This window comes from Nonomuraea sp. NPDC001699 (genome assembly GCF_053596455.1).
Genome location: NZ_JBSFGF010000026.1, coordinates 123,997 through 132,270 on the forward strand (window position 1 = coordinate 123,997; position 8,274 = coordinate 132,270).

An 8,274-nucleotide genomic window follows, 5' to 3' on the forward strand; every position below is an offset into this window, starting at 1 on the left:
CGGCGTCACTCATATGGGGTCGGGACCCACAGTCTTTGGCGAGGATGTGTGGCCGAGCTTGTGCAGGCGGAGCGCGAGCTGGATCTCCAGCGCGCGTTCGGGCTCCAGCCAGCCGCCGCCGAGCAGCCTGCCGATCCGGTCGAGGCGTTGCGTGACGGTGTTGACGTGGATGTGCATGGCCTCGGCCGTACGGGAGGGCGAGCCGCCCGTGCCGAAGTAGGCCGACAGGGTGTCGGCGAGCGCGGTGCCCCGGCGGGCGTCGTAGTCGAGCACCGCGCCGAGCACGCGGCCGACGAAGCCGCGCACGTCGCGGCCGTCGCCCACGAGCAGGCCGACGAAGCCCAGCTCGGCGGGGCTCGCGCCGTCGCCGGCCCGGCCGAGCGCGATCAGCGCCTCGGCGCACCGCCGCGCCTCCTGGTACGCCTCCGCGACGTCCCGCGCCCCCGCCGTCCCGTCTCCCGGCGCCTCTCCCGCGGAGGGGGCGGGGAGCCGGGCCGGGGAGGCGCCCGCCGTCGCCGGGCTGTGCAGGGACGCGCTCAGCTCGGCCGCCACCCGCTGGGCGAGGCCGCCCGCGTCGACGCCCGGCAGCAGCAGCACCACCTCGTCACCACGCCCCGCCGCCAGCCCGTGCCGGACCGTGGCGTGCGAGGAGGCCCAGAACGCCGCCCGCTCCCGCTGGCCGCCGTGCCTGGCCACCACCACGACGTGCGGCGCCCGCAGGTCCACGCCGAGCCGCCGGGCCCGGTCGGCCAGGCCGGGCGAGTCCGGGCGCGAGATCAGGTCCTCCAGCAGCTCGCCCCTGACCCGGCCCTCGGCCTCGGCCACGCTCCGCCTGAACAGCAGCAGCAGCGCGCACACCAGCGCCGCCCGTTCCAGGATGCGTTCGTCGGCGTCGTCGCTGCGCAGGATGAGCGTGCACAACGGCTCGCCGCCGACGTCCACCGACGCGATCAGCAGGTCGCCCCTGCGCACGGTACGTCCCAGCGCCCTGGACGCCTGCGCCGCCTCGAACACCCCCGCGTCCAGCTCGCCCACGTCGCCCGTGATCGGCCGGCCCAGGTCGTCGAGCACGGCCAGCGAACCGCCGAGCACCTCGGTCACCACGGCGGCGACGTCCTCGATGCCGCCGCCCCGCAGCACCAGCGAGGTCATCCGGTCATGGGCCAGCGCGGCCCGCTCGACGGCCTCGCCGTGCGCCCTTGCCGTCCTGTGGGCCTGCGAGAGCTCCTCCAGGGCGTTCCTGGTCTCCTGGAGCAGCCGGGCGTTGTCGATGGCGACGGCGGCGTGCGCGGCCAGGCTCGCCAGCAGCGAGACCTCCTCCTGGTGGAAGGGCCTGGCGCTGCGGTTGGCCGCCATGAGCACGCCGATCACCCGCTGGCCCAGCCGCAGCGGCACCCCGAGGATCGCGACCAGGCCCTCCTCCTTGACGGCCTCGTCGATGTGCCCCTTGTGCCGGAACCTGGCGTCGGCGAAGTAGTCGGCGGTCGCGTACGGGGTGGCCGTCTGCGCGACCAGCCCGCCCAGCCCGGCGCCCATGGCCAGCCGGAGGGCCCTGAACTTGGCCGAGATCGACCCGTCGGTGACCCGCATGTACGTGTCGCCCTGCTCGGGGTCGTGCAGCGTCATGTACGCGATGTCGGTCGCCAGCAGCTGCCTGGCCCGGTGGACGATGGCTTCGAGCACGGCGTCGAGGTCGCGCAGCGCGGCCAGGTCGCCGGCCGTGTCGTAGAGCGCCGACAGCTCGGCCTCCCGCCTGGCCCGCCGCCTGAGCAGCGCCCTGACCTTCAACGCCTCGACCTTGGCCTGCTCCAGCTCCTCGATCGTGGCCGGATCGGCGCCCTGCGCCCTGGCCTCCACGATCGGCCCCTCGAACTCGACGGCCGACGCCTCCCGCGCCAACAACTCCAGAAAGGGGGTCCTCACTAGTGGGCCGTCCAGCCGCCGTCTACGGGGAGGGAGGTGCCGGTGATGAAGGAGCCGTGGGGGCCGCAGAGGTAGACGACCAGTTCGGCGACCTCCTCCGGCTCGATGAGCCGCTTGATCGCGGCAGGCTGGAGCATGATGTTCTCGACGACCTCGTCGCTGCCGATGCCGTGCAGCCTGGCCTGGTCGTCGATCTGCGTCTCGACCAGCGCGGTGCGCACGTACGCCGGGCACACGCAGTTGGAGGTCACCCCGTGGGCCGCCCCCTCCAGCGCGACGACCTTGGAGAACCCTTCCAGCGCGTGCTTGGCCGTCGTGTACGCCGACTTGTACGGCGAGGCCCGCAACCCGTGCACCGACGACATGTTCACGAACCGCCCCCAGCCCCGGGCGTACATGCCGGGCAGCACCCGCCGCGCGATCAGGAACGGAGCCTCCACCATCACCCGCATCATGGCGGAGAACACCTCCGGCGGGAAGTCCTCGACCGGCGCGACGTGCTGGAACCCGGCGTTGTTCACCACGATGTCCACCGGCTCGTCGGGCAGCGACCCGGCGAAGGCCGGATCGCTCAGATCGGCCACCACCGCGACCCCGCCGACCTCCGCGGCCACCTTCCCGGCCGCCTCGCCCTGCCTGTCGACCACCAGCACCTTGGCCCCCGCGGCGGCCAGTCGCCGGGCGCAGGCGGCGCCGATGCCGCCCCCAGCCCCCGTCACCAGCGCGGTCCGCCCAGTCAGCTCCTTCGCCATACTCCGAACCCTAGGCGGTCGCCGCGCCGGGACGCATGGGTTCGGGCGACATAGATGTGGGCCCGCCTATGTGGATCACTCTCCGGTCGGCGGGCGGGTCATGGACAGCACGTCGAGCGCGGCGTCGAGCTGCTCCTCGGTCAGGGTGCCGGCGGCTACGTGGCCGCGTTCGACGACGACCTCCCGGATGGTCTTGCGTTCGGCCAGCGCCTGCTTGGCTATCTTGGCCGCCTCCTCGTAGCCGACATGCCGGTTGAGCGGGGTGACGATCGAGGGGGAGGACTCGGCGTACTCGCGCAGCCGGTCGACGTTGGCCGTGATGCCGGCGACGCAGCGGTCGGCCAGCAGCCGGGACACGTTCGCCAGCAGCCTGATCGACTCCAGGATGTTGCGGGCGATGACCGGGAGCTGCACGTTCAGCTCGAAGCTGCCCGAGGCCCCGGCGAAGGTGATCGCCGCGTCGTTGCCGATGACCTGGGCCGCGACCATGGCCGTGGCCTCGGGGATCACCGGATTGACCTTGCCCGGCATGATGGACGAGCCCGGCTGGAGGTCCGGCAGGTTGATCTCGCCGAGCCCGGCGCGCGGGCCGGAGCCCATCCAGCGCAGGTCGTTCGCGATCTTGTTGAGCGACACGGCCACCACCTTGAGCTGCCCGGACAGCTCCACGATGGAGTCCTGCGCGCCCTGGGCCTCGAAGTGGTCCGCGGCCTCGCGGAAGGGGATGCCGGTGGCCTCGCCCAGCTTCGCGATCGCCCGTTCCGCGAAGCCCGGCGGGGTGTTGATGCCCGTGCCGACCGCCGTCCCGCCCAGGGGCAGTTCCAGGACGTGGTTCAGCGCCGTGCGGACGCGGGTGCCGCCGTGGTCGACCTGGGCGGCGTACCCGCCGAACTCCTGGCCCAGGGTCACCGGCGTGGCGTCCATCAGATGGGTCCTGCCCGACTTGACCACCTGCGCGAACTCGGCCGCCTTGGCGTGCAGCGTCTCGGCCAGGTGCGTGAGCGAGGGCAGCAGGTGGAAGGTCACCTCGACCGCGGCCGCCACGTGGATCGAGGTCGGGAAGACGTCGTTGGACGACTGGGAGGCGTTCACATGGTCGTTGGGGTGCACGGGACGACCCAGCCGCTCCTCGGCCAGCGTCGCGATCACCTCGTTGGCGTTCATGTTGGACGAGGTGCCGGAGCCGGTCTGGAAGACGTCGATGGGGAAGTGGGCGTCGTGCTCGTTGTCGGCCACGTCGGCGGCGGCCTGCGCGACGGCCTCGGCCAGATCCTTGTCGATCACGCCCAGCTCGCCGTTGACCTCGGCGGCGACCGCCTTGATCAGGCCCAGCGCGGCGATGTGGGACGGTTCGAGCGGCCGCCCCGAGATCGGGAAGTTCTCCACCGCCCGCTGGGTCTGGGCCCGCCACCGCGCTCCCGCCGGCACGCGGACCTCGCCCATCGAGTCATGTTCGATTCTGAACTCGCTCATGACTCCAGTCTGTCCCACGGCTGTGCGATCAGTCCGAGCAGTCCGGGCGCCGGCCCGTCCCGCGCGGGGGCGGGCCGGCGTACCGGGGTGAGCGCGTTCAGCTGGAGATGAGCGCCACGATGAGGACGGCGATCACGACCGCCGCGGCGGCGGCCACGGCCATGAGCACCAGCATGCCGTTGCGGTTGCCCGCGGGCGGCTTCTCGGGCTGCCCGGCGATGGCGAACAGGTCGGTGCCGAGGCCCTGCCCCTGATGCGGGCCGCTCTGGTGCGGTACGGGCTGCCCCGGGCGGCCCTGTCCCTGTCCACCCTGTCCAGGTCCACTCTGTCCAGGTCGGCCCTGCTGTGGCCCGCTCTGCTGCGGTCCGCCCTGTCCCGGGCCCTGCTGCGGCATCGGGCGCGGCGGTTGCTGCGTCGGCGGGTAGACCTGCTGGCCGGGAGCGCCGGGAGGGGCGGAGATGCGCCTGGTGGTGACGGTCCCCTCGTCGTCGGGGCGCTGCGGCGGACGGCCACCGCCCTGCTCGGGCCCCGGCGAGAACGGCGCCTTGGGACGCATGACGCTGACGGTCCGCTCGGGGTCGAAGTCCTCCTCGTCGCCGGTCTGAGGCGGCTGTGCCGGGCGAGCGCCCTGCGAAGGCCGTGCCCCCACGGGATGCGCCTGCTGCGGGCCCGAGGTGGGCGCTCCGGGCGTGGCGCCCGGCCCGTACGGCCCCGGCGCCCCGGAAGGGCGTCCCTGAGGGCCCGAGGCCCCGGGTGGGGGCCCGGAGGGACGTCGAGGGCCGGAACCGGTGAAGGGGTCGGGCAACGCGGCCTCCTGCGCGATCAGGTCTTCGGCCGTGAGCGCGGGCATCTCGCTCGTGGGCGTGTCGGCGACCATCCGCATGAGGGTCTCCGCCTTGGCGGCGCCGAGCCGCTGCCGGTAGTCCTTGTTCAGCAGCCCGTTCAGCACCGGCCGGAGCTGCCCCGCCTGCGTGGGCGGGTCGGCGCTCTCGCTGAGCAGCGCGGCCAGCGTCTCGGCGATCGTGGCCCGCTCGTACGCCGGCCGCCCCTCGACCGCGAAGTACAGCGTCGCCCCCAGTGACCAGATGTCCGACTCCGGCCCGGTGTACTCGCCTCTGGCGCGTTCCGGGGCCGTGTAGCCGGGCGAGCCGATCACCATGCCCGTCTTGGTGAGCCGCGAGTCGCCCTCGGCCTTGGCGATGCCGAAGTCCGTCAGCACCACCCGGCCGCTCTCGGTGATGAGCACGTTGCCCGGCTTGACGTCGCGGTGCGTGATGCCCTGGGAGTGCGCGGCGCGCAGCGCGCCCAGCAGGTCGACGCCGATCTCGGCGACGAGCCGCGGCGGCAGCGGCCCCTCCTCCTCGATCACCTGCTCCAGCGAGCGGGCCTCGATGAGCTCCATGATGATCCAGGGGCTGTCGTCCTGGATGAGCACGTCATGGATGGCCGCGACGGACGGGTGGTTGATCCGCGAGGCGATGCGGCCTTCGCGCACCATGCGCTCGCGTAGCTCGGCCCGCTGGTCCTCGGTGAGTCCCGGGTCCTGGCGGATCTCTTTGACCGCCACCTCGCGCCCGAGCGCGCGGTCGCGGGCGCGCCACACCGTTCCCATCGTGCCCCGGCCGAGCGGGGCGATGAGCTCGTAGCGCTCCGCGAGCAGGCGTGTCTGCTGTTCCGGCATGAGAAGAAGATATCGATTCTCGCTTGGGAAGTGCTTTACCCTCGCTTGCGAAGTTCTCTTGGCCAGAACCGCCGAGGAAGGAACAACTTTATCACCGCCGACTTGAAACGGGCATAAGTGGACGGAGCCGGACGCGGTTCGACCCGCCTCCGGTGGACCCCCTCACCTGACCTGCGCTCCTGGCGCGGCGGCGGGACCGACAGCGCGGCCGCGGTGGTCTCCGCCCTGTGCAGCCCGCGATGCGCGGGCCTGCGCGCGAAAGGGGGTGAGGCGCTCACGGGCACCGGGCGTACGGGACGGCGCGGGGCCAGCGGCTCCTCCGCCGAGCCGCCCGCGGCCACCCGGGCCAGCATGAGCGAGGCCCGTACGGAGTCGAGCCGGGTTTGTGGATCGATCCGGAGCAACGCGTCGAGAACGGGCGCCAGCGGGCCCGCCTTGCTCATCGGGATCGGCTCGCCACTGGTCAGCGCGGCCAGCGCGGCGGCGGCCGTACGGCGACCGTGCAGCCCCCGGCCCTCGACGGCGGTGTAGAGGGTCGCGCCGAGCGACCACAGATCGCCCGCGGGGCTCGCCTTGGAGCCGAGAACCCGCTCGGGCGCGATGTAACCGGCCGACCCGAGGACGATGCCCGCCTGGGTGATGGAGACGTCGCCTTCGAGCGCGGCCAGTCCGAAGTCGGTGAGCACCGCGCGGTCCTCGGTCACCAGCACGTTGCTCGGCTTCACGTCGCGGTGGAGGATGCCCTTGGCGTGGACGGCCCGCAGCGCGCCGAGGATCTGCCGGCCGATCTCGGCGGCCCGGCGCGGGGGGAGCGGTCCGTGCTCCTGGATGAGCTGCTCCAGGGACCTGGCCCGGAGCAGCTCCATCACGATCCAGGGACGGTCGTCCTCGGTCACGACGTCGAAGACGGTGATGACCGACGGATGGGCGACCATCGCGGTCGCCCTGCCCTCGCGCTCGGTGCGGGCGCACAACTCGGCGCGCAGCTCCTCGTCGAGGACGGTGGGCAGCCGTACTTCCTTCACCGCCACGTCGCGGTCGAGCAACTCGTCATGCGCCCGCCAAACGGTGCCCATGCCGCCGCGACCAACCGGCTCCACGAGCCGATAGCGCGCGGCGAGAAGGTAACCGGAGGGCGCACGCATGCCAGGCAGCTTACCTATTTGTGTAAACCGACCAGTAGAGGCGGGGCCGATAAATTGTTGCGAACTTAAGTCAACCCGCCTGACTCGTTACGTCAGCGAACCTCCGGGCCACATCCGCCCAGTTGACGAGGCCCCACAGTTTCTCGACGTAGTCCGGACGCACGTTGCGGTACTGCAGATAGTAAGCGTGCTCCCACGCGTCGAACACGAGAAGCGGCGTGGTGTTCATTCCGACGTTCCCGTGGTGGTCGTAGATCTGCTCGACCACCAGCCTGCGGCTCAGCGGCTCCCAGGCCAGCACGCCCCACCCCGAGCCCTGGACGGACGCCGTGGCCGTGGTGAGCTGCTTCTGGAACGCCTCGAACGTGCCGAAATGCTCGTCGATGGCGGCCCTGAGCGCGCCGTCGGGGCGGTCGCCGCCGTCGGGCGAGAGGTTCTCCCAGAAGATCGAGTGCAGGACGTGGCCTGACAGGTTGAACGCGAACGTCTTCTCCAGGCCCACCAGGTTGCCGAAGTCGCCGTCCGCGCGGGCCTCGGCCAGGCGGTCGAGGGTGTCGTTGGCGCCCTTGACGTAGGCGGCGTGGTGCCTGGCGTGGTGCAGCTCCAGGATCTCGCCGGTGATGGCGGGCTCCAGCGCGCCGTAGTCGTAGGGCATGTCGGGAAGGGTGTAGTCGCCCATGGATCCGTCCTCTCGAAGTAGATCTCTGGAGGACACTATTGCAAGTATTTCGCAAGTGCATCAGACTTGCGACCTAGGTCTCGCCTTGGGCATCGTGGCGAGAGTCAGTTGGGTCCAGTTTGTGCGCGGGCGGCCTGAGCCGCCCGCGCACAGGCGTCCTATGGGGATTTCTTGGGGTGGGAATTACCCAGGTCAGGGCGCTGTTGTACCTGTTTGTACGCGACGGCAGGGCAGCCGTGTCGAGGCGCCCCCGCAGATCTGTCGTCATCACCCATCGCAGGATTCACACCTGTGACCCGCCGTGCCTCATGCGCGGACGGTGAGCAAAGGAGCACCCCCCGATGGCCAAGCACGCCATGATGACCACGTCCAACATCGCCAAGCTCGCTCTCGGCGCGACCATCGCCGTGACCGCGCTGGGCGCCACTGCCGCCGTCAGCGCCGAGACCGCCCACCGGGCCGCCAAGACCGCCGCGCAGGAGTCGGCCGCGCAGGAGTCGGCCGCGCAGGGTTCCGCGCAGGGCAGGGTGAACGTCACCGCCGCCCAGGTCCTGGCCACCGCCCGCGCCCAGGTCGGCGTCTCCGAGGACGCCAACGGCGGCGGCACCAAGTTCCAGAAGT

General features: G+C 71.9%; 6 protein-coding genes and 1 pseudogene. 1 reads left to right on the forward strand and 6 read right to left on the reverse strand.

What is annotated here, in order from left to right:
• Positions 1–9 precede the first annotated feature (9 nt).
• The 6 genes from ACWCSU_RS44460 to ACWCSU_RS44485 all read right to left on the reverse strand — a co-directional run bounded on the left by ACWCSU_RS44460 (position 10) and on the right by ACWCSU_RS44485 (position 7,653).
• A complete protein-coding gene (locus ACWCSU_RS44460) occupies positions 10–1,923 on the reverse strand; it encodes a helix-turn-helix domain-containing protein (protein ID WP_449942493.1) in 1,914 nt (637 codons plus the stop codon).
• Positions 1,923–2,675, reverse strand: coding sequence for a 3-hydroxybutyrate dehydrogenase (locus ACWCSU_RS44465; RefSeq protein WP_449942494.1), 753 nt, complete (start codon positions 2,673–2,675; stop codon positions 1,923–1,925). Before ACWCSU_RS44465 ends, ACWCSU_RS44460 begins: the two co-directional genes overlap by 1 nt.
• Positions 2,676–2,750: 75 nt before the next feature.
• Positions 2,751–4,148, reverse strand: a complete 1,398-nt coding sequence (locus tag ACWCSU_RS44470) for a class II fumarate hydratase (RefSeq protein WP_364097520.1) — start codon at positions 4,146–4,148, stop codon at positions 2,751–2,753.
• Positions 4,149–4,245: 97 nt separating this feature from the next.
• Entirely contained in the window at positions 4,246–5,829 is a 1,584-nt protein-coding gene (locus ACWCSU_RS44475; protein WP_449942495.1) for a protein kinase domain-containing protein, read from the reverse strand.
• A gap of 35 nt (positions 5,830–5,864) precedes the next feature.
• A complete protein-coding gene (locus tag ACWCSU_RS44480; RefSeq protein WP_449942496.1) occupies positions 5,865–6,974 on the reverse strand; it encodes a serine/threonine-protein kinase in 1,110 nt (369 codons plus the stop codon).
• A gap of 70 nt (positions 6,975–7,044) precedes the next feature.
• On the reverse strand, positions 7,045–7,653 hold the full coding sequence (locus tag ACWCSU_RS44485; protein WP_357704095.1) for a superoxide dismutase: 609 nt from the start codon (positions 7,651–7,653) through the stop codon (positions 7,045–7,047).
• Positions 7,654–7,994: 341 nt separating this feature from the next.
• Between ACWCSU_RS44485 and ACWCSU_RS44490 the strand changes: the two are divergent.
• Positions 7,995–8,274, forward strand: a pseudogene (locus ACWCSU_RS44490) (CHAP domain-containing protein); the annotation flags it as partial.

Bases quoted from the DNA above. Each gene is read 5' to 3' on its own strand.
- ACWCSU_RS44465 (WP_449942494.1), bottom strand. From the start codon at position 2,675: ATGGCGAAGGAGCTGACTGGGCGGACCGCGCTGGTGACGGGGGCTGGG.
- ACWCSU_RS44480 (WP_449942496.1), bottom strand. From the start codon at position 6,974: ATGCGTGCGCCCTCCGGTTACCTTCTCGCCGCGCGCTATCGGCTCGTG.
- ACWCSU_RS44475 (WP_449942495.1), bottom strand. From the start codon at position 5,829: ATGCCGGAACAGCAGACACGCCTGCTCGCGGAGCGCTACGAGCTCATC.
- ACWCSU_RS44485 (WP_357704095.1), bottom strand. From the start codon at position 7,653: ATGGGCGACTACACCCTTCCCGACATGCCCTACGACTACGGCGCGCTG.
- ACWCSU_RS44470 (WP_364097520.1), bottom strand. From the start codon at position 4,148: ATGAGCGAGTTCAGAATCGAACATGACTCGATGGGCGAGGTCCGCGTG.